Genomic DNA, 21,937 nt, shown 5'->3' with positions numbered 1-21,937 from the left:
GGGATATTGCACACTCCGGGTGCCGCGTCCCCGATGTCCGGCGCCAGCCGCTCCGGAACCGGGAGGCTGTCGAGCGGACTGCCCGGGGCCGCATGCGTCCTTGGAGTTCCCCGATGCACGTTCGACCAGTTCCCGACCTGCCGATTCGCCAAGGCGCCGAGCGCCGACCCGCCAGGCTGTTTCGAGCGGTCGCGAGCCTTCTGCTGGGCGGGCTGGCAGCGGGCTGCGCGCAGTTCATCGTCCCCGTGCCTCCGCCGCCCGATCCGCCGGGCGAGTTCGCGGAGCTCACGCTGCCGATCATCGCGCTCGGCGACACCCAGGAGCACGAGACGACCGGCTTTCCGCTGCACGACAACGATGGCGCCGTGGATTCCTACGTCGAGGTCGCGCAGCGCCCGCCGGAGCAGCCACTGTTCGGGCGCCGGATCCTCGAGTGGGCGCTTGCCGCCCATCCCGGAGAGCCGGTCATTCATCTCGGCGACGTTCTCGACATGTCGTGCAGGTCCGAGCTCGCCCGGATCGGGGCCGTCTTCGAACATGCCGGCCAGGCTGCGGCGCTTCTTCCCGGCAATCACGACGGACTGATGTTCGGCATCTTCAACCAGCCGCTGGCTGCCGCGCTGACGGACGGCGGCAGCCGTGCGTGGTATCGCGGTTGCGTGCGCGGGGCAAGGCAGGGAGACCCGGGACAGCGGCTCGATCCGAAGGAGGTTGCGGTCGACAAGCGGGGCTTCGTCACGGCCTATCTCGAGACGCTCGCCCGGAGCCGGGCGCCCGGCCTCTCGGCGCCGGGACCCTCCGGCGAAGTCAGGGTCTCGTGGCGGAATCCCGATCCCGAGGCCTACCTGCAGGCGATCGAAGCGAAGCTGCTCGACGAGCGCTTCTATGCGAATTCGTTCGTCGTCCAGAAGTTGCGCCTGCCCGCCGCGCCGGGGGCGACGCGGCGCGTCACGATGATCGGCTTCGACACGAACCAGGTCGACGTGCTGGTCGGCACCCTGGACACGCTGAGGTCGATCAGCCCGGGACACATCGGCCACGTGCGCGCGGACCAGCTCGAGGCGATCGCGCCCTGGCTGGACGAAGCAAGGCGGGCGGGCGACATCGTCGTTCTCGCCGGGCATCACAACTGGAACCAGCTCAGCTTCGGTTCGCAGTTCCGGATCACCGCGCTCGTCTCCGACCTGGACCACCCGCTGGTGTACCTGTCGGCGCACACGCACCGGGGCTTCTGGGCCACCCACCGGATCGGGGAACGGAGCCTGCTCGAGCTGAACGTCAGCTCGTTGTCGGACTGGCCGATCGCGTACCGGCGGGTCAGCTTCGCCCTGGACGAGAAGGCGAAGCGGCTCAAGGTCCGCGCAGAGATCATGCCCAACGATGGGGGCGGTGTCCAAAGCGACGTCGACATCCTGCGCGCCTGGGAGTCGCAGGTGTGCGCGGCATCGGGTTACTCGGCCTTCGTCGCCGAGCTGGAGAGCCTGCACGTCGTCAAGGCGCAACGGGACGCCCGGGGCACCTTGCTCGAGTGGCTGTTCGAGGGACTCGGAGAATGGTGCCGGCCCTGCCAGCAGGCGCTCTACGAGAGCGGCATGCGCTACCAGGACGCGCTGCTCGAGACCGCCTACCAGCTGCACGCCGACTTCTCGGATCGCCTGCCGGAGGTCGCGGCGATGCGCGTGCCGTCGACCTGCGGAACGCAATCACTCCCGGCCTGCATCGTCGGGCTGCGCAGCGAAACCCCCCGCGACCTGGAAGGCACGATCGAACTGTTCAGGCGCAAGGCCGGGCTGGTCGATGCGCTGAACCACCAGTTCGACGGGCTGAAGGATCCTCGCGTGCGCGCTTACATGGCCTGTCGTGCCGTGGTTGCCGCCCGCACCGACTACGACCTGACCCCGGACTCGCGCCGGGTCGGGCGTGGCGAGGAAAACCGGCGCCGGATGGACTTCTTCAGGATCGAGGCCACGGTCGGGATGCAGTAGCGTGAGGTGCCTGGCCGCGTGCTGCGCCGCGCTCATGCTCGGGGCCTGCGCTTCTCCGCCGCTCGAGATCTTCTCCGAGGCGACGCCCCCGACGGTGCTCACGACGATCGAGAACGCCGGGGTGAAGGACATGCGCGCGGTCTACCGGGCCGCCGTCTGCAGCCGCCTGCCGATCGGGGCCGACGCGTGCGACGATGTCCTGCTGCGCTTGCCGGGGGAGGGCGAGGGCGGCGCGGCGCCTGTCGTCGGAAACGCCGCGGCGCGCTACCGGATCGCATTCGTCCCGGGCTTCTTCTCGGAGTGCTTCGGCGAGGTCGGCGAGCCGTTTCGCGACGTGGTGCCGACGCTGGAGGCGGAGGGCTTCCAGGTCGACCTCCTCGACGTTCCGGGCCGTGGCACCTCCGCCGGGAACGCGCGAAGGATCGCCGAGCACTTCGCGCGAGGCGCCGGCGGGCAGCCCCCGGTCATCGTGTTCGCGTACTCGAAGGGCCTGCCCGATGTCCTCGAATTCCTTGCGGGGCATCCTGACGCGGGGCGACAGGTCGCCGCAGTCGTTTCCGTGGCCGGTGCGGCGAACGGCAGTCCGCTGGCAGGGCGCGTGGAGGGGGCGTACCGGTGGCTCGGTGCGCGGCTTCCGCTGCCTGGCTGCGAGCGCGGCAGCGGCGAGGAAATCCGGGACCTGCGCCGCGACGTGCGCCTGGAGTGGTGGCGCCGATACGGCAACTCCCTGTCGGTGCCGATCTTCGCGCTGGTCGCCGCTCCCCGGCCCGAACGGGTCTCGGCGATCACGCGGTTCAGCTACGAGCGGCTTGCCACGGTCGACCCCCGAAACGACGGGAAGCTGTTGTGGACGGACCAGATTGCCCCGCGCAGCCACCTGCTGGGCTATGCGAATGCCGACCACTATGCGATCGCGATCCCGCTTTCCGAGAGCCTGCCCGTCCTATCGCCAGCCTTCCACGACGACGTGCCCCGCGCGGCGCTCGTGCGGGCGGCGATCGACGTCGTCGCGGCGACCCTGCGCGACCGCGCCCGCTAGCGTCACCGGCCCCGCCTTCAGTACAGGTCGCGGGGAAAGAACATGAAGAAGACGTCCTGGACACGTTGCCAGAAGCTTCGTGCGGGCTGGGCGGTCAGGACCCGGTCCCCGGCGGTCCAGCGCACCGTGCCGTCATCGCCGAGCGAGACCCGCCAGGCGTTCTCGGGCCGCATGTCGCGCTCCATCGACGCGGCAAGCTCCCGGGCGAGCCCCTGGCTGTCGACGACGACGCCCATCTCGCTGTTGATGTCCCACGAGCGGGGATCCAGGTTCATCGAGCCGACGAAGACCCTCTCCCGGTCGATCACGATGGCCTTGACGTGAAGGCCCATGAACCCGGCTTCGGTCGGGGCCGTGTCGGCCAGCAGGGGGCGCACCGCCGCGTCGGCGCGCATCTCGTGCAGGTCGACGCCTGCCTCGAGCAGCGGGCGGCGCCACTGCTTGTAGTGGCTGTTGACTGCCGGAACGTCGTGCGAGGCCAGCGAGTTCGTGAGCATCCGGTACCTGACGCCGCGCGCGATCTGGTCTCGCATGCGCTCGAGGGCGTGGGGGCCCGGGATGATGTACGCGTTGGTGATCAGGACCTCGCGCTTCGCGCCCGCGAGCAGTTCGCGGATCGCGGCCGGCATGTGGTGCTTGAGCGCGTCGGGATCCGGGGTGTCGGTGTGGACCCGGCTGGTCCCGACGTGCAGGCTCGCCACCGCGCGAGCCAGGCGGTCGCTCCAGTCTTCCGGGTCGACGGGGAAGCGGGAGAGCGAAGGCGCAGACCTCAGGCGCTCGCGAAGCGGGGCCTGGACGCGCGACAGCTCGCCGGAATCCGTGGCGACGCCGAGCGCGGCGACGGGCACGACCCACTCGCTGTTCCAGAAGCGATCGAACACCGACGAGGCCTGGCGCGCCACGGGGCCGATGCCGAGCACGTCGAGGTCGCGGAAGTTGAAGTCGCTCGACAGCCCGAAGTACTCGTTGCCGATGTTTCGTCCGCCGATCACCGCCGCGCGGTTGTCGGCGATCAGCAGCTTGTTGTGCATGCGGTGATTGATGCGCTCCATGCGCCCGACCATCTCGAAGACGCGACCCGCGAGGGCGCGCGTGCGCCAGGCGTTGAAGAGCCGGATCTCGACGTTCGGGTGACTGTCGATCAGGGACGCGACGTCGTCGCGCAGCTCGGCATGGCCACCGTCTTTCAGGATGGTGGACAGGTCGTCGAGGATCAGGCGGACCCGCACGCCGCGATCGGCCGCGTCGAGCACGCGCTTCATCAGCAGGCTGCCGCTCTCGTCGCCCCACCACACGTAGTACTGGAGATCGAGCGAATGACGCGCCGAGTCGATCAGCGCCAGCCTCCAGCGAAGGCCGTCCTCGTTGGAGTCGAGCAGCCGGAATCCGGAGGCGCTCGGACCCGCGCGCTCGCTCAGCCGCGATTCGGCGGCCGAGAGCAGCCCGCCCGGCTGCGGCGCCAGGGCCTGCCCGGGAGCGCCCCTCGGCAGGGTGTCGGGAAGCGTGGCGCAGCCGGCGACAGCCAGCCCGGCCAGCAGGGCGAGAACGAAGCGCAGCTTCGACAGCAGTGACATCGCGTGGCGAATTCCCGTGGTTGGGCGAGACGCGCAGCGCCCGCCGCCTCCCCGCGGCGATCGTGGGCCGCGTCGTGCAGGGCCGATGATAGGCAAAGTCGGCCTGCCCGAGAAGGCGCAATGTGGCGCGCGGATCCCTGCAGGTCGCCTCAGGCCCGGTGCCGCGCCACCGCTGTCTCGTCCCACTCGATGCCCAGGCCCGGCGCGTCCCAGGGCACCACGCAGCCGTCGCGCAGTTCCAGCGGCGAGCGGCGCAGGCCCCCGGCCGCGTCCATCACCTCGAGCCAATCGGCGGTGGGCGTTGCGCAAAGCAACTGCGCTGCGGCTTCGGCGAACAGGTGCGAGGACATCGGGATGCCGGCGGTTCGCGCGAGGGCCGCGGCCTCGAGCCAGCCGGTCACCCCTTGGATGTACTGCGGATCGGGCATCGCCAGGTCCATCGCGCGTGCCGCGATCGCCGCGCGCATTTCACCGGGTCCGTTGAAGTTCTCGCCGATCTGGATCGGCGTGCGCACGGCGTCGGCGATGCGCGCGCAGGACTCGAAGTCGTCTGCCGCCACCGGCTCCTCGATCCATGCGAGGCCTTCGTCGTCCAGCGCCTTGCAGCGGGCCATCGCCTCCGGGAGGCTCAGCGACTGGTTGTAGTCGATCATCAGCGCGAGGCCGTCGCCGAGCGCGCGGCGCGCCGCGCGGATCGCGGCCAGGTCCTCGGCGAAGCTCGGGAAGCCGGCCTTTATCTTGAGGCCCGCATAGCCGCCGGCGCGCGCTTCCTCGGCGATCTCGATCACCGATGCCGCGTCGTACAGGCCGACGCTGTAGTACGCCTTGACCGGGCGCAGCTCGGCGCCCAGCGCCCGCGCCAGCGGCTCGCCGCGCGCGCGGGCCCAGGTGTCCCAGATCGCCATGTCGAGCCCGCCCAGCGCGATGCCGGTCATGCCCTTCAGGCCGAACAGCCGGCAGCGCTGCTGCAGGTGTACGTGCAGGTCGCGCGGCGCGAGCTCGCGGCCCACCAGCATGCCGGCCATGCCGGCCACGCAGCGATCCAGCGCGGGCAGCAACTCGGGCAGGTACACGAGCGAGTAGGCCCGGCCCTCGACGCCGGCATCGGTGCCCACGTCGATCAGCACCAGCGGGAAGCGTTCGATCGAGCCCGAGGCGGTGCGTACCGGGCGCGGCAGCGGAGCGAGGACCGGCGTCGTGTGGATAGAGGTGATCTTCATGGCGATGGCCTCGTCAGGGGTTGGCGACGTGCACGCCGGGCCGGCGTCCGTCGTTCCATTTGCCGCCGAGCGCGCGCTCGATCTGCGCGGCCAGTTGCAGCAGCAGACCGTCGTTGGCCTGCCTGGCCTGCGCGTGGATGCCGAGCGGCAGGCCGCTTTCCTGCCAGGCCATCGGCAGCGAGATGCCGGGGATGCCGCACAGGTTGGTGAGCGGCGTGTAGGCGAAATTGCGCCACAGGTTCTCGAACCAGTCGTGCACCGAAGGGTTGTCGCTGATCGTCAGGTATTCGGTGGTGCCGATCGGCGGCGTGGGCAGCGCGGTGATCGGCGTCAGCACGACGTCCCACTGCTCGAAGAACTCGCCGAAGCCGCGCGAGGTCGTGTTGAACGCCGCCTGCATCCGGAAGCGGTCGGTGTAGCTCGTGCCCATGCCAAGCTGCCAGACCCGGATGCACATCGGCTCGAGCAGGTCCGGCGACGGCCGCTCCAGGCCGCGCAGCGCGAGCAGGCTCGAGATCGTCTGCGCGAAGTTGCTGATGTAGCAAAGCGTCTGCGCCTGGAAGGCGGCCCGGTAGTCGATGTCGGGCTTCGCCCATTCCACGCGATGGCCGAGCCTCTCGAGGAAGCGGCCCGCGCGCTCGAGCTCGGACACGATGTGCGGCGTGGCGCGGTAGTCGCCCCACTCGTGCGACAGCGCGATTCGCAAGGGCGGCGGGTCGCGCCGGATCATCTCGGCATACGGCTCGTCCGCCTTCCAGTAGGGCATGAACTCGCCCGGCGCGCCGCCCCGGCACTGGTCGACGAAGGCGGCGGTGTCGCGCACCGTGCGGCTCTGGCAGCCCTGCGTGGACACGTAGCCGCTTATGTCGGACAGTCCCGGCGCGATCGAGAACACGCCGCGCGAGGGCTTGAGCCCGATGTTGCCGTTCGCGCCGGCCGGGATGCGGATCGAGCCGCCGCCGTCGGTGGCGTGCGACAGCGGCACCACGCCCGCGGCCACAGCAGCCGCGGTGCCGGCCGACGAGCCGTTGGTCGTGTAGTCGAGGCTCCACGGGTTGCGGGTCACGTAGACCGCCGGGTTCTCGGCCGAGCTGCACAGCCCGAACTCGGGCGTGGTGGTGCGGCCGATCAGGTTCAGGCCGGCCTTGCGCATCTTGCCGGTGAGGAAGGCGTCGGCCGCGGCGCGGTTGCCTCGCATGAGCCGCGAGCCCATCTCCTGCAGCCGGCCCTTCATCGTGGGGCCCAGGTCCTTCATCAGGAAGGGCACGCCGGCGAAGAAACCGGCGGGGTCCATGCCGTCCTTCAGCGGATCGGCGACCACGTCGTCGAAGACTTCCACCACCGCGCAGGTGGCCGGGTTGACCAATTCGATCGCGGCGGCGGCCTGGGCGGCGAGCTCTGCGGGCGTCAGTTCGCGCTTGCGGACGCGCTCGGCCAGCGCGGTCGCGTCGTGCGCGGTCCATTCGTCCCAGTTCATGGGCAGGGTCATGAGGGGATTCCTCGTGCAGGCTGTCCGGGAAGGCGGAACCGGAAGTATGCATCCGGGGCCGACAGGGACCGGTCCGGTTCCGGCGCTAACATCGACGCCAATGGCGCGCAGCGGACACCCGGCGTCGTCGCCGGCGAACATGCTCGGGGGGAGGAAATGGAGATGAGATTCAGCCGCGAGGAAATCGAAGCCGCGAGGACCATCGTCCACGCCGTCGTTCCGCCCACCCCGCAGTACGCGTGGCCATTGCTGCGCGACCGCCTGGGCATGCCGGTCTGGGTCAAGCACGAGAACCACACGCCGGCCGGTGCCTTCAAGCTGCGCGGCGGCCTCGTGTATTTCGAGGCGCTGGCGCGGGAGCATCCGGGGGTGACGCAGGTGATCTCGGCCACGCGCGGCAACCACGGTCAGTCGGTCGGCTGGGGTGCGCGCCGCCACGGTCTCGAGGCCACGATCGTGGTGCCGCATGGCAACTCGGCCGAGAAGAACGCCGCGATGCGGGCGCTCGGCGTGGAACTGGTCGAGCACGGCACCGACTTCCAGGCCGCGCGCGAGCACGCGGTCGAGCTCGCGCGGGAGCAGGGGCTGCACATGGTGCCCTCGTTCCACCGCCGCCTGGTGCTGGGGGTGTCGACCTACTGGCTCGAGTTCTTCGAGAGCTTTCCACGCGGCGAGGAGCCCGACGTGGTGTACGTGCCGATCGGCCTGGGCTCCGGGTTCTGCGCCGCGGCTGCGGCGCGTGCGTACACCGGGGCCCGTTCGAAGCTGGTGGGCGTGGTGTCGGCACACGCGACGACCTATCTCGATTCGTTCAGGGCGGGCAGCGTGGTCGAGGCGCCGGTGACCACCGAGCTGGCCGACGGGCTGGCCTGCCGGATCGCCGAGCCCCAGGCGCTGGAGGTCGTGATGAAGGAGGCGGACGACGTCGTCGCGGTCACCGACGAGGAGATTGCCGAGGCGATGCGCATCCTGTTCGCCGACACGCACAACGTGGCCGAAGGGGCAGGGGCGGCAGGGTTGGCGGCGGCGATCCGCGAGCGCGGGCGAACCGGCGGGCGACCGGTGGGTTTCGCGCTGACCGGGGGGAACGTCGACACCAGGGTCTTCGCGACGGTGCTGGCCGAGGGGCAGGGCGGCTCCTGAATGCGCGGCCCCGGCGGTCCGACGGCGCCCCTGTCGAGCCGCGGCACGGCGCCGTCAGCAGATCCTCGGCAGCAGTTCGCCGGCAGGCTGATCGAGCGCGCGGCGTGCGCCGCTCGCGGTCCTCAGCACGACCGCCGCGCGCCCCTCGGGTGCGACCGTGCCGATCGCGACCGCGCCGCCGGCCACCGGGTGACGCCGCAGCGCGCGCAGTGCCCGGTCCGCATCGGCGGCCGCCACGAAGGCCACGAACCGCCCTTCGCAGGCGACCTGCATCGGGTCGAAGCCGAGCAGCTCGCACGCTGCGCCCACGTCGGGATGAACGGGGATCGCGGTTTCGTCGATATCGATTCCCACGCGGGCGGCGGCGGCGATCTCGTGCAGCGCCGCGCTCAGCCCGCCGCGCGTGAGATCCCGCAGGCAACGCACCGGCACGCCGGCATCGAGCAGCGCGCGAACCGGTTCGTGCAGCGGGGCCAGATCGCTCTGCAGCGTCGTCTCGAAGCTCAGCCCTTCCCTGCTCGCCATGACCGCGATGCCGTGCCGGCCCACGTCTCCCGAGAGCAGGATCGCGTCGCCCGGGCGCACCGCGGCCGGCGCGATGTCGGCGTCATGCTCGAGCACGCCGATGCCGCTGGTGGTCAGGTACACGCCGTCGCCCCGACCGCGTTCGATCACCTTGGTGTCGCCGGTCACGATCTCGACGCCGCAGGCCGCGGCCGCGTCGCCCATGGCGGCCGCCACGGCTTCCAGCGCGCGCATCTCCAGGCCCTCCTCGATGACAAAGCTGGCCGACAGCCACCGCGGCCGCGCGCCGCGCATCGCCAGGTCGTTGACCGTGCCGTACACCGCCAGGCGGCCGATGTCGCCGCCCGGAAAGAACAGCGGGCGCACGACGTAGGAATCGGTGGTGAAAGCGATCCGCGCCGCAGCCACAGGCAGCAGCGCGCTGTCGGCGCGCGCGGCGAGCGCCGGATTGTCGAAGGCCGGCAGGAACACGCGCTCGATCAGTTGTTGCGTGAGACGCCCGCCGCCGCCGTGCGCGAGCAGCACGCGCGGGTGCTCGGTCGAGGGCAGCGGACAAGCCGCCCCGCCGTCGAGGCCGTCTTCCCTCGCCGCGTCCGCCATCATCGCGCCTCGTTCACTTCGATCTCGTCGCGGCGGTACCGATACCAGGCGCTGCACGCCCCCTCGGCCGACACCATCGGCGCGCCCAGCGGGTGGTCGGGGGTGCAGGCGGTGCCGAACCGAGCGCAGTCCGGCGGCCGGCGCGCGCCCCGCAGGACCAGCCCGGCAATGCAGCCGTGCTCGCTCGCGGGCATCTGCTCGGGCAGCACGCGGTGGCGAAGCGACGCGTCGAACCGGCGGTAGGCGGGCCGCAGCGCCAGGCCGCCCCGCGCGATCGGCCCCAGCCCGCGCCAGTCGCGATCGACCGGCTCGAACACCTGATCGACCAGCGCGCGCGCCGAGGGATTGCCCTCGGGGCGCACCGAGCGCGCGTAGCGGTTATCGACGCAGGCGTGCCTGTCATCGAGCTGGCGCACCGCCGCCAGCACGCCCTGCAGGATGTCGACCGGCTCGAAGCCGGTCACCACGATCGGCACGCGGCCCCCGGGGCTGACCGGCGGCCCGCGGCGCCCGCAGTCTCGTCCGGATCCGCACGCCCGGCCGGAAGGCTGAATCTCACTGCAGAAGGGTTTCGAGGAACTCCCGGTCGCTCCATTGTGCGCCTCTGCCCCTCAAGGCATCCAGAATGCCGGAGGCCTGCCGCACCACCACCAGGCCGCGTCGGCGCAGAAGGTACAGGCGCTGATTGCCGGCGCCTGCGGCCATTGCGACATCCTCGTTGCGAAGGGCGTCGCCCTGGGCGTCGCTCACGCCCGCATTCGGGCCCGGCGGCACCAGGCCCGGTCGCAGCAACCACCAGGCCAGGCCGTAGCCGGGGTTGGCGGCCGTGCCTTCGAAGCAGGCTCCCAAAGCGCCGGCATCCAGGCCGGGAGCCCCGTCGAGGACGAACTGACCGTAACGGGCCCAGGCGCGGGCCGTCAGAGCAGCGCCGTGGGACAGCAGCGGCATGCCGTCGGCGCCCCGCCGCCAGAAGCTCGGGTTCACGCCTGCCGGTTCGAGCACCCGGGCGTGCAGATGGCGCAGCGGATCGTAACCATGGCCGCGAGCGGCGAGCTTGCGTCGCATGATCTCCCCGAACACCTGGAAGGGCGTGGGCCCGTACTGGAACCGGCTGCCGGCCTCGGCCACGGCCTGTGCGTTCACTGCCTGCGAGTAGGTGGGCGGTCGGCCGATCGGGCCGGCGGCCAGGCCGCTGGTCAGAGTCAGCAGCTGCCGCAGCGTTATCGCGGAACGCAAGTCGGAGGACCACTCGGGCAGGGTGCGAGCGCAGGGCTCGTCCAGCGAAAGCAGTCGGTCCGCCGCTGCCGCCGCCGTCCACACCCCGCAGAAGCTCTTGGTGCCGCTCGCGAGCTCCCATGCGACCTGGGCGGAACCCTCGTTCGGGTAGTCCTCGAACACGACCTGCCCGTGAGCCATGACGACCAGGGACACGCCTCGGCGCGCAGCGGAGTACCTCGCCGCCGGCTCGAAACCGGCTCCCGAGGCATCGGTGGCGCCGGCCGGCTCGCCACCAGCCACGCCGGTGGCCAAGGCGCCGGCCAAGAAATCTCGTCGGTTCACGGATCTCGCCCCTCGAGAAGGGAAGCGCCACGCACTATCCGCCTCCGGCGCAGGCAAGACGGGCCACCCCTTTCGCGGCAGCGGGCATGAATTGAAGTCAGGCCCCAAGAATATCGATGAACTGACAGCAGTCCACAGCGCTGCCGGCCGGAGTGTGGCGCGGGGATGCCGGGCGAAAAAAGGGGCCCGGAGATCATCCGAGCCCTTGTAGAGGGTGCCGGGGGCCTCGATGACCGCCGCCCTGAACTCGGGGCCATGCCGGCGCCGAAGACGGCAAGCCGGTAGTTCGATCGGGAAAGTGTCGATGTGTCCGCCTATAGTTGCGCGGCAACGAGGCTCCTATCTCCGGCGATCGGCTTCAAGATGGGTTCGCCGGACGTTTACCGATTTTTTCCGTCGGCCCCCCGCGCCCTCAGGCGTAGGTGTCCGCCATCAGCTGCCGGAACCACTTGTTCATCTGGTCGAAGTTGTCCTTGTTCGCGGACGGCGCCTCGACCACCGGGCTCGCGCCGGAGCGGGTGCTGAACGCATACATCCTGCGCGTGCCCGGGTTGTACTGGAACATCGCGGTCAGCCAGGAAGCGGTCTCGAACGTGATCGGCGAATAGCAGGCCGAGTTGGTCACCGGCGCGTCGTCCGGGCTGCCGCCGCGCAGCATCCGCGTGATCGCGTCGGCGCAGACCTTGGCTTCCTGATTCGCGACGTGCCCGGCCTTGGGCTGTCCGTGAGTCGCGGGGTCTCCGATCACGTGGACATCCCTGGCCTGCCCGCTGCCGCTGCCGTTGTCCCAGTGTTCGTAGGTCTTGGCGTCGACGAAGGCCCAGCGCCCGCCGTCGTTGACCAGTCCGGAGTCCGACAACAGCTTCGGCGCGCGCTGGCGCGGGATCGGGTTGATCACGCGCCCGGAGAAGTTGCCCATGGCGGTGTACACGGTCCGGATTGACGGGTCGACCCGGTAGACGGTCGCATTCGGCACATACTCGATCACGCCGGCGTGCGTCTTCGTGAACGCATATTCGAAGGCGTGCGGCTCGGCGGTGATGCCTGGGTTCTCGTCGAGCACCACGACCCTGGCGCCGGGGCGGTTTCGCTTGAGCCAATCGGCGACCACGCAGGCGCGCTCGTAAGGTCCGGGCGGGCACCGGTACGGCGCCAGCGGGATCGTCATCACGAACGTGTCTCGCGCAGTCATCCCACGGATCTGGTTCCACAAAGTGGTGGTCTGGGCGCCGGCCTTCCATGCGTGAGGGAATTGCGCGTCGCGCTGGGCCTGCGTCAGGCCTTCGAGGCCCGGCATGACATCGAAATCGATGCCCGGCGCGATAACGAGCTTGTGGTACGGGTACTGCGAGCCGCCGGCGAGCGTCACCCTGTGCGCCACCGGGTCGATGGCGACCACCTCGCCGCGCAGGCGATTCACGCCGTAGTTCGACTCGAGCCGGTCCCAGTTGTAGGTCAGGCCGCTCACCGTGCGCGAGCCGTTGAGCACCAGGTTGCTCATGATGTTCGACACGTAGGCCGCATCCCGCTCGATCAGCGTGACCCGCACCTTCGCCCCGCCCCACACGCGCAGATACTTGGCGGCCGTCGCGCCGGCCATTCCGCCGCCGATCACGACCACTTCACCGGCCGCGCCGGTGTCCGCGGGCACCGGCGCGACGTAACCGCTGACCGAGTCTTCAGCGAAAGCTCCACCCGTGGTGGCCAGCCCCAGCGCCGAACCGCCCATCGTTCTCAGAAATTCCCTGCGCTGCATCTCGTTGCTCCTCGAATCCGGTTCGTATGCGCTCAGCGCTGGCTGGCGAAATAGCTGCCGAGCTGCCACATCTGCTCGTCGGTGTAGCCGGTGGCGTGCGCGCGCATGATCCCTCCGTCTTCCGGGGACTTCGCGGCCATCTCCTGCAGGGTCTTGACGATCTCGGACGCCGAGTCGCCCGCGAGGCTGTCGAAGCCGCCGCTCGGGTGGCCGTCGGTGCCGTGACAGTTGAAGCAGTTGGAGGCGAGCAGGCGACCCACCGGAACCGCGGTGGCCGCACTGGCCGCGCTCGGCGCGCTGGCGCTGCTCACCGACGCGGTCCTGTTGCTCGACCAGGATTTCGCCTCTACCCCGCCGCTCGTCGCGCCGGCGGCCAGCCCGGCCTCGGTGTCCGCCGGCCCGCCGCAGCCGGCCAGGATGGCCGCGCACAGGGCCGAAACGGAAAGGAATCTCGAACTTCGCATGATGACTCCCGAAGAGTTCCGGCCTTCGTCGGACGGTTGGTCCTGGCTGAATGGAGGGTGTGGCTGCCAGTTTTTCGACAGGCTAGCTGCAAATTACCTCACACACGATAGGGATATACCGTCCGTGCCCCGTGAAGCGGACGAACGGCGCCTCGCGGCCCATGAACGGTCGTCTCCACCGGAACGGCGGCGGTCGCCGGGAGTCGCGAACCGGGAATCGCGGAACCGGGAAGCTGGGAAGCCGGAGCGCGCCGGCGATCGACGCTATCCTCGGGGTCGAGTGCGTACATCGGCGGCAGCGCGGCCCGGTTCGTCGCTCCAGAGCCCGATTCGCTCGCAGGCCTTGAACAGCGCTACAAGGTCGGCCGGTGCCACTGGCGGCGTATCGAGCACCCGGCCGTTGACCCGTCGGTCGCAGGCGGCGGCCAATCACCCGGCCCGATCCCACAACAGCGCGAGCCGCGCGCTGATGCGCCGGCCGTGCGTCAGCGTCACCTCGTCCAGGGAAAGGTTGGGGCGGCGCTGTCGCGCAGCGCTTAGCGCCGCAACTGCGTCGGCAGTCGCGCCCAGGCTGTCGAGGATGCCCGCCAGCAACACGTATGGCAGGTGAAAGCGAGGGTCGGCTCGGCATGACGACCGCGCTTCCGCCAGCGCCTCTTCGACGCGGCCCGCGCGCAGCAGAAAGCATCCCAGCAGCCAGGCCCAGAACCCCAGGCGGCGGTCGCGCGGGCTGATCTTCATGCCGTAGCGCATGCGCTCGATGCCTTCGTCCAACTTGCCGTCCAGCACCAGCGCCGCGCCCATCGCCACATGCGCCTGGGCGTTGCTCGGGTTGAGCTCGACAGCGCGCTGGAGGGCATCGATGCCGCGCTCGAGATGGCCCAGGTCGCACAGGGCGCAACCCGCGTAGCCGAGCACCTCGGAACTGCCGTCGTCCAGCCTGATCGCCGAGTCGGCCGAGGCCTCGACGGCGGCCCGCAATGCAGGCGTGTCCGGCGCCATGCCGATTTGCGCTTCCAGGATGGTCAGCAGCGCGTACTGGCCGTGGCTCAGGCCGAAGTTCGGGTCGACGGCGGTGCTTCGCTGCAGTTCGGCCCGCGCCGCGGCAATGCCGTCGGCGCTCCAGCCCTTGGCGGCCAATGCGGCGACGGCCTCGTGGTAATGCGCCCACGCATCGAGATTTTCCGGGCGCTGGCGCCGGATATGGGCAATCTCGGCCCGGGTGAGCTCGGGCTCCAGCTCGCTGATGATGCCGCGCGCGACGGTCTCCTGCGCATCGACGGCGTCGTCGGCCTGACTGTCGAACTGCGCGCTCCAGAGAATACGGGCCGAGGCCGCCTCGATCAGTTGCAGCGAGACGCGCAGCGCATCGGTCCTCGGGCGCACGCTGCCCCGCACCACGAAGCGCACGCCGAGCTGGCGCGCCACGTCCTGCAGGGGCGCCTGCGGGCCGCGGAATGCCGACGACGACGCGTGCGCGATGACGACGAAGCCGGGCACGCGGGCGAGCAGCGCGGTGACGTCTTCCACCAGTCCCTGCGCAAAGAATGCGATCCGGGGATCGTCCGACAGCACGCTCAGGGGCAGCACCGCGATGGTGGGGCGCTCCAACGGTTCTGCGGCCGCCGCAGCGGTGTCGCGTGTGTCGTCCGGGTGAAGCTCGAGCGTGAAGCGGTAACCCCGGCCCGACACGGTGGCGATGGCGCCCGCCCCCAGGAGCTTGCGCAGCGCGGACACCTGCACCGCGAGGTTGTTTTCCTCCACCACCTGGCCCGGCCACACCTGCTCCAGCAGCTCGTCCTTGGGCAACACGCGGTCGCGGTGAGTCACCAGACAAAGCAGCAGGTCGAACGCGCGCGATCCCAGTGCCGCTGGGGTGCCGTCGACCAGGAGCACGCGCTCCGACGGCCGGAGCTCGAAACGGTCGAAGCGGTAAGTGGCCGGCACATGGACTCCCGGTGAGCGAGGCTTCAGAAAATACAAGAAGTCTTCAGAAAATTCCAAGGACGCTGCAGGCCCTCCGGACAGACACTTCGGTCCAGGAATTCGAAGTCAGGCGTCACGATTACCGGGCGTCGCACACAAGCCAGGAGGAACTCTCGTCATGAATGCGGAAGACTTGCGCTCGGCTCAAAAAGCTCTACGCGAGCGCTATCGTGAAATGCCGTCTGCGGCGCTGGTCACCCTGCATGCGCAGGGCCGGATCGGCGAGGACATCAGCTGCAGGCTGGAGACCGGCAAGGCGCGCACGGTTGCGGGCATGCATCCGGGTGTCGGTGGCAGCGGACAGGGCGCATGCCCCGGCGACATGCTCCTGGAGGCGCTGGTGGCTTGCGCCGGCGTGACGCTGAACGCTGCAGCCACGGCGCTTGGAATCGAGTTGCGAGGGGCTTCGATCAGGGCGGAAGGCGATCTCGATTTCCGCGGAGCGCTGGGCCTCTCCAAGGAGATTCCGGTGGGCTTCCAGGACATACGCCTGGAGTTCACGCTCGATACCGACGCATCGGAGGAGCAAGTCGCGACGCTTCTGCGCCGGACGGAAAGTTTCTGCGTCGTGTCTCAGGCGCTGGCGCGCCCGCCCGCGTTTACAGTCACTCGCGGGCAAGTCAGCGCCTGAGGGCGCATCGGTGGCGTGCGCGTGGCGGGAATCGGCCTTGCAGGCCGCGCTCGCGCAAGCATGCGCGAGCCGGTCTCACTGCAGCGGACATGAAGCAGTTCATGTCCGCTGTCCGTTCGACCCCCGCGTCCGTTCCGGACGCGGATTCGATTCCCGCGATGAATCCGCCCGGTGAAAGCAAAACGGGCCACCCCTTTCGGGGCAGCCCGTTTTGCTTTCAATGGTGGAGCCGGCGTCTACCGAACAGATTTCCGAAACCCTCATGAACGCTTGCTTTACGGCGGCATCGCTTCGCTATGTGCCCCCAGAGTTGCCCCCGCCGGCTTGCTGCCGGGTCCGTCGCTCTGGCATCCGGCTTGGGCCGCACGGCCGATTCCACCTTCGCCTGCCTGAGCACCGCCACGATTTGTTCGACCGAAAACCGGCTCTTCCTCACGACAAACCTCTCCCTCTCCCAAAGGACAGTTTGCCGAAAAACTAACGCTCAGAATGGTCCAGGATCCCCGACTCAGATCAGGCGTCGCTACGCCACGATGGCGACTTTGGATCGCGTTGCCACACCTTCCAGGTTCTCGTAGAGATAGTATGCGCCGATGATTCTGCATACCTTGACCTCGAGGCTGTTCAGGTTCCAGAAGTACTCGACCTCATTCGCGCCGGCCTGCCGGACTCCTGCCATTGGAACGAAGATCCGACCACCGTCCATGGCGATGAATGTCAGTTCCTTGATGGTTGCGCCATTCAGCTTCAAATAAACAGGATAAGCGGAGCTGTTCGGATCTGGGTGCACGGTCGTCCAGCGTTCGGTGAACTCTCGTGTTCGTTCGCCGATTTCAATTTGGTAGGTATTGTCAGCGTCAGCTATCCAGACTTCTGTGTGGTCTATAACTGATTTGGTCCAGTTGCTCGACTCAAGCATTCGCTCAAAGTTCTCCAACGTGTTGCGTGGTCTCAGGTCTGCAGACAACCTGTCCAGTTCGGCGCGCTGGTCTGCGCCGGCTTTGATGTAGTAGCGGTGTGTGATCAGCCAGGACAGCAGGCCTCCGATGGCTGCTCCTGCTGCGAACATTAAGAACTCTTTCATGCGACGCCTAACGTTTGAGTTCACCCGCCTGCGGAAGCGGGCGAAGTCCGCTGTGGCAGATCGGGTGCAAAGAATGGTTAGGCGTCACTAGCATGCCGACTGTTGGCATATGGCTCACCCGGGGATATTCGAGCCAAGCTGCGCGCTTGCGTCGAACGCGGCCCTGACGATTGCTGACATGTTGCCCGCAACGGTGCGGGCCCAAAAATCTAGCGAAGACGGTACGCCGCCAAGAGAATCCGGGTCGGCGAGATCCCGGATCACCGTAAACATGAAGTCAGCGGCGGCGAAGGCGACGTCGTAGTGCGGGTACCTCTCCACTGCTGCATTGAGGTCATGATGGGCAACCATCTGGTCCCGAAACACAACGATGCTGTTTTGGTACGCTTCCCAATCGTCCGCGCTCAGGACAAGCGCGCTCAGCAGACCCGCACGCACATCTGCATGCCGTTCCTTCGGGATGACTCGTGTCCAGTGGGTGTCTTCAGCCCGGGATCCGAAGACCGTGCACCAGTCGATGACTGCCGAATCCAGCAGCAGGTTCACGGTCATGATCCAGAACGTCTGCTTGGGTTCGAGCGCGATTCCTTCGATCATCCGGCGCACCATGACGGACTGGGCAAAGGCCATCAGCCGATGCAGCGAAGCAAGAGCGGGGCTGCGCGAGTGCATTTTTGACGCCTAACGTGATTTGATTCGCAGCACGCAGCCAGTCAAATCTAAACCCACCACCGTAACCTACCCCCCTTCTCGTAAAGTGCTTGTCGCTGCAAGTTTTTTCCTCTCTGCCACGCTCCCACCTCAGACGTAACGCCAAGCGAACCTATCCGGATAGTACGAGCCTCACGTGCATGGTATTTCGGCAGCTAGTTCGCCATGGATCGCGCTGCGCTGATCGGTGTCTATGCGGCTCCGCCTAAGCTGCCGAGAAACACCAACAGCAGAGCGATCAGAGAAGAAACATATGTGAAGAAGATCCATACACGCGCGACGACGCCCATGAAAACGGTCTTCGAATTGGAGGCGCAGCGCCAAGTTGCGAAGTCTCGAAAGATGGTGGCAGCGAACGCAGCAAGAGAGACAGCAATCAACGCACTTCCAACGGCGAGTGGTGCTGTTGGCGACGTAGATGCCGTCGAAAGAGGCGAAATGAGGGGCTCCACTAAGCCGTGACCCTGAACGATGAGAGTCGGAACAAGGACAAGCAGGCCAATGCCTCCCGCCCCGATGGTTCCGAATAGGGCTCCACCGAGAAGTGAGGAGACAACGGCCCCTGAGAAGGTGTGCGTTGAGGTTGGGTTCAGGAGTATCCCGACAAGAAACACGGGGGACCAGACAGTCAATCCGATGCCGAAGCCGAGGACCCAAAACGCGTCGTTGAGGCTCGCTTCGCCGCGGAAACAGCGAGATAAGAAGGCGAGATCGGATTCTGCGGCCGGCTTCACGTGTGGACGCAAAGCGGCTGCCCCCCTTTCTACAAGAAGTTCCTCCGCAATCCGCCGCGCGTCCTCCGTCAAGTTTCCAGAGCGTATCTGAGATACGAGTTCGTCATTGGTGAGCCAGGCGAGGCTGCTTCGGACTTCGTCACCATCCTTCGACATCCGAACCTCCATCGTCCCAATGTGAGCAATGCGTGTCGTCTTCAGCGTGGGCCGATAGGCAACTTTATGCGCGGCCCCGGACGGCTAGGGGAGCTTACGACGACGCCAGCCTCGCTCGCAATTTCTCCTTATCGGCATCCTCATCAAGGACGTGCATTCGTCTGTGGCAGTTAGGGCACAAGGCTACTGTGTTTTCAGTGCTGTCCTCGCCGCCCAGGGCTAGCCAGACTATGTGGTGGGTTTCGAGATAAGGCTCGCCACGCGCATTACTGAACGGCGCCGGCTCTGAACATAGTTCACAATACCCATTCGCCCGTCGCTTCGCGAACTCGGAGACATACGGATTCCTCTCGTACTGTCTCCCAGTGACTATCCGGTCGCCTGCCAATTTCGGAGCACGTTGAGCCCGCAACCTCAGTTCAGCATTGGATAGCCTCCGTGCCTTCCTTTCACGGTGCTGGCGCTCCTCCTCAAAATCGCGCTGTGAAACCGAAGTCGGTACACCTTCCACCAGTCGCAGCGGAAACACCCATACGCGCCGATCCGTCCCCTTCTGGTCGGGCTGGATTTCCTCATACGGGTCCGCCGCAAGTACCACTCGCCCCTGATACTGATATTGACGCGGCCTGTCCACTTCAAACAGATGCACGTCCACCCCGTTCGTTCGGGACATTGCCAGCGTCTTGTTCTGCATGAAACTGAGCGCCTGATCGCCCTCCTGACCCATGCCTGTGTAGTGAAAAATGTCGCCCAGCCACCGATCATCATAAATAGATTCCACGTGGTTCGACACGAGCACCAGCGTGTTCGTCACCCGAGAGCGTCTCATCCCGCCCTGGGAGCTGCACTTGAAGAGGGCTGAGAGCGTACTGTTATCGATGATCTGCCCGCGTACAAGACCGGGTTCAAATGCCATGCGCGCTCTCCCTCAAAAACCGAGCTATTGGGATGTCGGCAGGAGCCAAAGGGACCGACTCCAGATCTTTCGGCCGCAGCCAGCAGACCTCGTCGTGAACAGTGAGGGAGATCTCCCCACTCAAAATGGTCGCTCGCAGAGCGAGAAGACGAATCGCGCCTTCGCTATCGTGGTAGTCAGACTCGGCGACCAGGTTTCCGATCGAACATGAAATCTGGAGCTCTTCAGCCAACTCTCTACGCAGACATTCCTCCAGCGACTCTCCGTTCTCGACCTTTCCGCCGGGAAATTCCCACAACCCGGCAAGCTTCTGGCCCGGAGCTCTTCGAGCAAGAAGGATTACACCGTTTTGTTCAATTACGGCGGCTGCAACGAGCTTCAAAATCAGCGCTCCTCCCCCAGGTAGGCGCCACTCATCGTACGTTCTGTTTGATCGATCCAGTGAGCTCGGAAGCAATAACCGGATAACCCCACATTGTCCTTACTAGCGCGCCTTGATCACGAGTGTTCCCGCCATCTTGTCATGTAGCGCCTGCTTGCGCTCAGTGAACGCCGCCATAAGGAAACCGATAAACAGAATTAGCGCCGAGACAATTTTTCCCCAATACCGTCCGTTTGCGCGACCAAAGCTGATTCTGCGCCCTTTCTCATCAGTGACTCGCAGGCCGAGCATTTTCTTGCCGACGGATCCCTGCCAAGAAGACGACTCTCCAATCGTGAACCACAACCATTGGATTAGCATACTCAACAGAAATCCAAGCCCCTGGCCAGCGGCTTCAATCTCTTCCGCAGACGAGCTATCCGACATGGATAGCCCCATGCTAATCGCCAGCGGAATCACGACGAAGAAGGCCGTCACGTTGACTAGAACGGTGTCAATCAAGGCCGCCAACGCCCGATACCAGAAGCCCGCGTAGCGCACGGAGAGCTCAGCGGATCGAGCCTGAACCTGCGATTCGCCGTTCGTTGACAAAACGAGTTCGGCACCACAGGCCGAACAGTAGCGAGCGCCATTCGTATTCAGAACACCGCACTGCGAACAATACATAAATCGCCCCTCTTAGTTCGGCAGAGCTCTCGCATCGCCATCTCGATTGAACCATGAGGCGGAAGCCGACGGCGAGACGCAAGCACCAAAGCACCCTGGGGGCCGTTTCAGAAACGAGGCCCCTCTTGTCGTATCGCCTGCGCCACCCTCCTAGTGTCACCGCTTCAGGTCTCTTGCCGGCAGTAATTGACCAGTTTCTGACGGTTGTTTGATGACTGTCAGAAACATATCCCTTGTGGAATTACTGACGCATCGCTTATTCTGACGGCACTTTCTGACATTTGGAGGTCGCCATGTCTCGCGTGTTCGCCTACGCTCGGGTCTCGACCATTGACCAGCATCCGGTCAATCAGCTCGCCGAGATCGAGCAGGCCGGCTTCGCGATTCAGCCTCGCCGGTACATCGAAGAGAAGATCAGCGGATCGGTGCCGGCCCTGCAGCGGCCAGGCTTCACAAAGCTGATGGACAAGCTGGAAGAGGGGGACACCCTGGTCGTCACCAAGCTTGACCGCATTGGCCGCGACTCGATCGACGTCCAGCACACCGTGCAGCTCTGCAAGCAGCGAGGCATCCGCCTGCACGTTCTGCAACTCGGTGGTCTGGACCTAACGTCCTCCACCGGCGAGATGACCGTGAAGGTGCTCGCGGCGGTGGCAGACTTCGAGCGCGACCTGATCATCGAGCGAACCCTTGCTGGCCAGGCACGTGCTCGGGCGCAAGGCAAGAAGTTCGGCCGACCCGCCAAGACGACCGAAATGCAGCGCTCGGAGATAGTTCGCCGCCTGGCCGGCGGGGAAACGGTGACCGCCGTGGCAAGGCAATACGGGGTGTCGCGCGGGACCATCGTGTCAATCCGCAGTCGGCTGTCGACTGAGGCTTTCGGGCAAGTCGCGCCGGGAACCCGCACACGCCGCGAGTCCGACGGGGAATCCCGCGGCAGGCGTCCGCGCTCCAGGAGCGCAACCTGATGCGCCGAGGGGAGAGACGCGAGCCACTGATTTCGCTCCGCTGTCGCTACTCGAGTGCCCCAGGGATCGAGTGGATCGCGGCTGTTGACCTGTATCCCGAGGTCAGGGGCAGTGAAGGCTGGCCGGGAACTGATCGCGCCGCGTGGGCGCGATGCGACGGCGGGGTTCGGCTCGCGGAGATCGTCTGTGCGATACCGGCCAGTTGATTAGCCTAAGAACCTGTATCAGCATTGTGCAGACTTCTAGGGTACGCCGCATGGGGGGCTTCGTGAAACCGGAGAAGCGCAAGGCCTCAATGCCTTCCGACTCAATGTCGCCAGCGAGTACAACGACTGGCAGGCCAACCCC

Annotated in this window: 19 protein-coding genes and 2 pseudogenes; 5 read left to right on the top strand and 16 right to left on the bottom strand. The window is 67.0% G+C overall.

Going from position 1 to position 21,937, the window contains the following annotated elements:
• Positions 1-113: 113 nt before the first annotated feature.
• Positions 114-1,985 (top strand): metallophosphoesterase family protein, encoded by a 1,872-nt coding sequence (locus M6I34_RS06120; RefSeq protein WP_272484811.1) that lies wholly within the window; start codon positions 114-116, stop codon positions 1,983-1,985.
• 130 nt (positions 1,986-2,115) lie between these two features.
• Positions 2,116-3,024, top strand: coding sequence for a lipase family protein (locus M6I34_RS06115; RefSeq protein ID WP_272484810.1), 909 nt, complete (start codon positions 2,116-2,118; stop codon positions 3,022-3,024).
• A gap of 17 nt (positions 3,025-3,041) precedes the next feature.
• Here M6I34_RS06115 and M6I34_RS06110 read toward each other — a convergent pair whose 3' ends face one another.
• From M6I34_RS06110 to M6I34_RS06100, 3 genes are all read right to left on the bottom strand, one after another.
• Positions 3,042-4,598: a phospholipase D family protein gene (locus M6I34_RS06110; protein ID WP_272484809.1), complete on the bottom strand. Its 1,557-nt coding sequence runs from the start codon at positions 4,596-4,598 to the stop codon at positions 3,042-3,044.
• Between the two features lie 149 nt (positions 4,599-4,747).
• A complete protein-coding gene (locus M6I34_RS06105) occupies positions 4,748-5,818 on the bottom strand; it encodes an enolase C-terminal domain-like protein (protein WP_272484808.1) in 1,071 nt (356 codons plus the stop codon).
• 13 nt (positions 5,819-5,831) lie between these two features.
• Positions 5,832-7,307, bottom strand: a complete 1,476-nt coding sequence (locus M6I34_RS06100) for an amidase (RefSeq protein WP_272484807.1) — start codon at positions 7,305-7,307, stop codon at positions 5,832-5,834.
• Between the two features lie 162 nt (positions 7,308-7,469).
• Here M6I34_RS06100 and M6I34_RS06095 point away from each other — a divergent pair, with 162 nt between their 5' ends.
• Positions 7,470-8,450 carry a threonine dehydratase gene (locus tag M6I34_RS06095; RefSeq protein ID WP_272484806.1) on the top strand — a complete coding sequence of 327 codons (981 nt, stop codon included), beginning with the start codon at positions 7,470-7,472 and terminating at the stop codon, positions 8,448-8,450.
• A gap of 54 nt (positions 8,451-8,504) precedes the next feature.
• On the opposite strand, the gene hypE is transcribed toward M6I34_RS06095, so the two are convergent.
• From hypE to M6I34_RS06065, 6 genes are all read right to left on the bottom strand, one after another.
• On the bottom strand, positions 8,505-9,578 hold the full coding sequence (gene hypE / locus M6I34_RS06090; protein WP_272484805.1) for a hydrogenase expression/formation protein HypE: 1,074 nt from the start codon (positions 9,576-9,578) through the stop codon (positions 8,505-8,507).
• Positions 9,575-10,051 carry a HypD family hydrogenase formation protein gene (locus M6I34_RS06085; protein WP_272484804.1) on the bottom strand — a complete coding sequence of 159 codons (477 nt, stop codon included), beginning with the start codon at positions 10,049-10,051 and terminating at the stop codon, positions 9,575-9,577. The genes hypE and M6I34_RS06085 overlap by 4 nt, the downstream gene beginning before the upstream one ends.
• 79 nt (positions 10,052-10,130) lie before the next feature.
• The gene (locus M6I34_RS06080) at positions 10,131-11,117 is read right to left on the bottom strand and encodes a serine hydrolase domain-containing protein (protein WP_272484803.1); all 987 of its coding nucleotides are present in this window, start codon (positions 11,115-11,117) and stop codon (positions 10,131-10,133) included.
• Positions 11,118-11,547: 430 nt separating this feature from the next.
• Positions 11,548-12,891, bottom strand: coding sequence for an FAD-dependent oxidoreductase (locus tag M6I34_RS06075; RefSeq protein WP_272484802.1), 1,344 nt, complete (start codon positions 12,889-12,891; stop codon positions 11,548-11,550).
• A 32-nt stretch (positions 12,892-12,923) separates the two neighbouring features.
• Positions 12,924-13,355, bottom strand: coding sequence for a c-type cytochrome (locus M6I34_RS06070; protein WP_272484801.1), 432 nt, complete (start codon positions 13,353-13,355; stop codon positions 12,924-12,926).
• A gap of 429 nt (positions 13,356-13,784) precedes the next feature.
• A complete protein-coding gene (locus M6I34_RS06065; RefSeq protein WP_272484800.1) occupies positions 13,785-15,359 on the bottom strand; it encodes a winged helix-turn-helix domain-containing protein in 1,575 nt (524 codons plus the stop codon).
• A 100-nt stretch (positions 15,360-15,459) separates the two neighbouring features.
• On the opposite strand from M6I34_RS06065, the gene M6I34_RS06060 reads away from it, so the two are divergent.
• Positions 15,460-15,972, top strand: a complete 513-nt coding sequence (locus M6I34_RS06060) for an OsmC family protein (protein ID WP_272484799.1) — start codon at positions 15,460-15,462, stop codon at positions 15,970-15,972.
• 523 nt (positions 15,973-16,495) lie between these two features.
• Here M6I34_RS06060 and M6I34_RS06055 read toward each other — a convergent pair.
• The 7 genes and pseudogenes from M6I34_RS06055 to M6I34_RS18260 form a co-directional block, all read right to left on the bottom strand.
• Positions 16,496-17,056, bottom strand: a complete 561-nt coding sequence (locus tag M6I34_RS06055) for a hypothetical protein (RefSeq protein ID WP_272484798.1) — start codon at positions 17,054-17,056, stop codon at positions 16,496-16,498.
• Positions 17,057-17,170: 114 nt separating this feature from the next.
• Positions 17,171-17,728: a hypothetical protein gene (locus M6I34_RS06050; RefSeq protein ID WP_272484797.1), complete on the bottom strand. Its 558-nt coding sequence runs from the start codon at positions 17,726-17,728 to the stop codon at positions 17,171-17,173.
• A gap of 230 nt (positions 17,729-17,958) precedes the next feature.
• Positions 17,959-18,657 carry a hypothetical protein gene (locus tag M6I34_RS06045; RefSeq protein WP_272484796.1) on the bottom strand — a complete coding sequence of 233 codons (699 nt, stop codon included), beginning with the start codon at positions 18,655-18,657 and terminating at the stop codon, positions 17,959-17,961.
• Positions 18,658-18,751: 94 nt separating this feature from the next.
• Positions 18,752-19,573 carry an HNH endonuclease gene (locus M6I34_RS06040; protein WP_272484795.1) on the bottom strand — a complete coding sequence of 274 codons (822 nt, stop codon included), beginning with the start codon at positions 19,571-19,573 and terminating at the stop codon, positions 18,752-18,754.
• Positions 19,563-19,955 (bottom strand): (deoxy)nucleoside triphosphate pyrophosphohydrolase, encoded by a 393-nt coding sequence (locus tag M6I34_RS06035; RefSeq protein ID WP_272484794.1) that lies wholly within the window; start codon positions 19,953-19,955, stop codon positions 19,563-19,565. Before M6I34_RS06035 ends, M6I34_RS06040 begins: the two co-directional genes overlap by 11 nt.
• Before the next feature lie 102 nt (positions 19,956-20,057).
• The gene (locus M6I34_RS06030) at positions 20,058-20,546 is read right to left on the bottom strand and encodes an RDD family protein (protein WP_272484793.1); all 489 of its coding nucleotides are present in this window, start codon (positions 20,544-20,546) and stop codon (positions 20,058-20,060) included.
• Between the two features lie 9 nt (positions 20,547-20,555).
• A pseudogene (locus M6I34_RS18260) lies at positions 20,556-20,621 on the bottom strand (zinc-ribbon domain-containing protein); the annotation flags it as partial.
• Between the two features lie 293 nt (positions 20,622-20,914).
• Here M6I34_RS18260 and M6I34_RS06025 point away from each other — a divergent pair.
• Positions 20,915-21,478, top strand: a pseudogene (locus M6I34_RS06025) (recombinase family protein); the annotation flags it as partial.
• Positions 21,479-21,937 lie beyond the last annotated feature (459 nt).

The sequence above is a fragment of the Zeimonas sediminis genome, from assembly GCF_023721795.1.
GTDB classification, from domain to species: Bacteria; Pseudomonadota; Gammaproteobacteria; order Burkholderiales; family Burkholderiaceae_E; genus Zeimonas; species Zeimonas sediminis.
The sequence above is the reverse complement of the archived record's forward strand: the minus strand, read 5'-3'. Positions and strand labels throughout refer to the sequence as shown.

Coding starts and splice junctions, on each gene's coding strand:
- M6I34_RS06105 (WP_272484808.1), bottom strand. CDS start 5,818: ATGAAGATCACCTCTATCCACACGACGCCGGTCCTCGCTCCGCTGCCG.
- M6I34_RS06115 (WP_272484810.1), top strand. CDS start 2,116: ATGCGCGCGGTCTACCGGGCCGCCGTCTGCAGCCGCCTGCCGATCGGG.
- M6I34_RS06050 (WP_272484797.1), bottom strand. CDS start 17,728: ATGCACTCGCGCAGCCCCGCTCTTGCTTCGCTGCATCGGCTGATGGCC.
- M6I34_RS06100 (WP_272484807.1), bottom strand. CDS start 7,307: ATGACCCTGCCCATGAACTGGGACGAATGGACCGCGCACGACGCGACC.
- M6I34_RS06075 (WP_272484802.1), bottom strand. CDS start 12,891: ATGCAGCGCAGGGAATTTCTGAGAACGATGGGCGGTTCGGCGCTGGGG.
- M6I34_RS06060 (WP_272484799.1), top strand. CDS start 15,460: ATGAATGCGGAAGACTTGCGCTCGGCTCAAAAAGCTCTACGCGAGCGC.
- M6I34_RS06095 (WP_272484806.1), top strand. CDS start 7,470: ATGAGATTCAGCCGCGAGGAAATCGAAGCCGCGAGGACCATCGTCCAC.
- M6I34_RS06055 (WP_272484798.1), bottom strand. CDS start 17,056: ATGAAAGAGTTCTTAATGTTCGCAGCAGGAGCAGCCATCGGAGGCCTG.
- M6I34_RS06040 (WP_272484795.1), bottom strand. CDS start 19,573: ATGGCATTTGAACCCGGTCTTGTACGCGGGCAGATCATCGATAACAGT.
- hypE (WP_272484805.1), bottom strand. CDS start 9,578: ATGATGGCGGACGCGGCGAGGGAAGACGGCCTCGACGGCGGGGCGGCT.
- M6I34_RS06070 (WP_272484801.1), bottom strand. CDS start 13,355: ATGCGAAGTTCGAGATTCCTTTCCGTTTCGGCCCTGTGCGCGGCCATC.
- M6I34_RS06110 (WP_272484809.1), bottom strand. CDS start 4,598: ATGTCACTGCTGTCGAAGCTGCGCTTCGTTCTCGCCCTGCTGGCCGGG.
- M6I34_RS06120 (WP_272484811.1), top strand. CDS start 114: ATGCACGTTCGACCAGTTCCCGACCTGCCGATTCGCCAAGGCGCCGAG.
- M6I34_RS06045 (WP_272484796.1), bottom strand. CDS start 18,657: ATGTCGAAGGATGGTGACGAAGTCCGAAGCAGCCTCGCCTGGCTCACC.